This is a genomic window from Vibrio genomosp. F6, from assembly GCF_005146325.1.
GTDB lineage: Bacteria > Pseudomonadota > Gammaproteobacteria > Enterobacterales > Vibrionaceae > Vibrio > Vibrio cortegadensis.
This window is the reverse complement of the sequence record NZ_SYUT01000063.1, coordinates 1-883: the sequence shown is the minus strand read 5'-3', so window position 1 is coordinate 883 and position 883 is coordinate 1. Positions and strand designations below refer to the sequence as shown.

General features: G+C 42.1%; 2 protein-coding genes. Both read right to left on the bottom strand.

Features of this window, described 5'->3' with window-relative positions:
- Positions 1-167 precede the first annotated feature (167 nt).
- The gene (locus FCV43_RS18285; RefSeq protein ID WP_136995963.1) at positions 168-458 is read right to left on the bottom strand and encodes a type II toxin-antitoxin system RelE family toxin; all 291 of its coding nucleotides are present in this window, start codon (positions 456-458) and stop codon (positions 168-170) included.
- A complete protein-coding gene (locus tag FCV43_RS18280; protein ID WP_136995962.1) occupies positions 448-696 on the bottom strand; it encodes a type II toxin-antitoxin system Phd/YefM family antitoxin in 249 nt (82 codons plus the stop codon). Before FCV43_RS18280 ends, FCV43_RS18285 begins: the two co-directional genes overlap by 11 nt.
- Positions 697-883: the final 187 nt, after the last annotated feature.

The window sequence follows — 883 nt, the reverse complement described above, 5'->3', positions numbered from 1 at the left end:
AAATAGAAGAACTTTAGTTGCAGCTAAAGTCTGGGTCTCACCTTACCCGATTGGAGTGCCTATTATCCATACAAACATTTAAGAGTGACTCCCAAACGCGTGGCATTTTTCGCTTCGCTCAAGTATTGCACACGTTTGTCGCACCTTAACGAGGCGTTATACCGCAATCAATCATCTAACCTTTTCATAGCTTTACGGTAAACATCGCTACGTTCGCGTTTTCCGACTGCTAAGACGGTTACAATGATGACATCGTCTTCAACTTTGTAGACGAGACGGTAGCCCGATTGGCGCAGCTTAATCTTATACATGTTGTCAGCTCCAGAGAGTTTTGAAGCCGGAACATGCGGGTTATCTAAGCGCTCGATTAGCTTTTTCTTAAATTGTTGTTGAAGCGTTGAGCCAAACTTTTTCCACTCGTTGAGTGCGCTCTTTTTAAAGTCGAGTTTATAGGTCATCAATATTTAGCGAAATGCTCTCTTCAGATTCACGCTCTTTCGCAATAGTTAGTAGTTCAAGATCTTCGAGTCTGTCCATCATCATTTCGTACGCTTCGGCTGGTACGCAATAAAATGCTGGCTCATTTCGGTTCAGTACAGCAACAGGTTCACCGTAAGCACTAGTTGCAACTTTCATAGGGTTAGCTTTCAACTCAGTAATGCTTGCAGCAACATCGGCTAAAATTCTAGTGGTCATGTAATAGGTCTCTTAAGTGGTCTTTGTTTTGGTCATTTTAGCCTCAACCAAGCGGTATAACAAAGTTGCTTAAGAGTGATTCGCAACGCGTGGCATTTTTACTATGCGTTAATTTATGTGTTTAAGGTATTATGCGGAGGCTAAGGTATTGCTTTGCTCACACCTTAGCAAGGCGTTATATTGCATA

Excerpts from the sequence above, each read along its gene's own strand:
- FCV43_RS18285 (WP_136995963.1), bottom strand. The coding sequence starts at position 458 with ATGACCTATAAACTCGACTTTAAAAAGAGCGCACTCAACGAGTGGAAA.
- FCV43_RS18280 (WP_136995962.1), bottom strand. The coding sequence starts at position 696 with ATGACCACTAGAATTTTAGCCGATGTTGCTGCAAGCATTACTGAGTTG.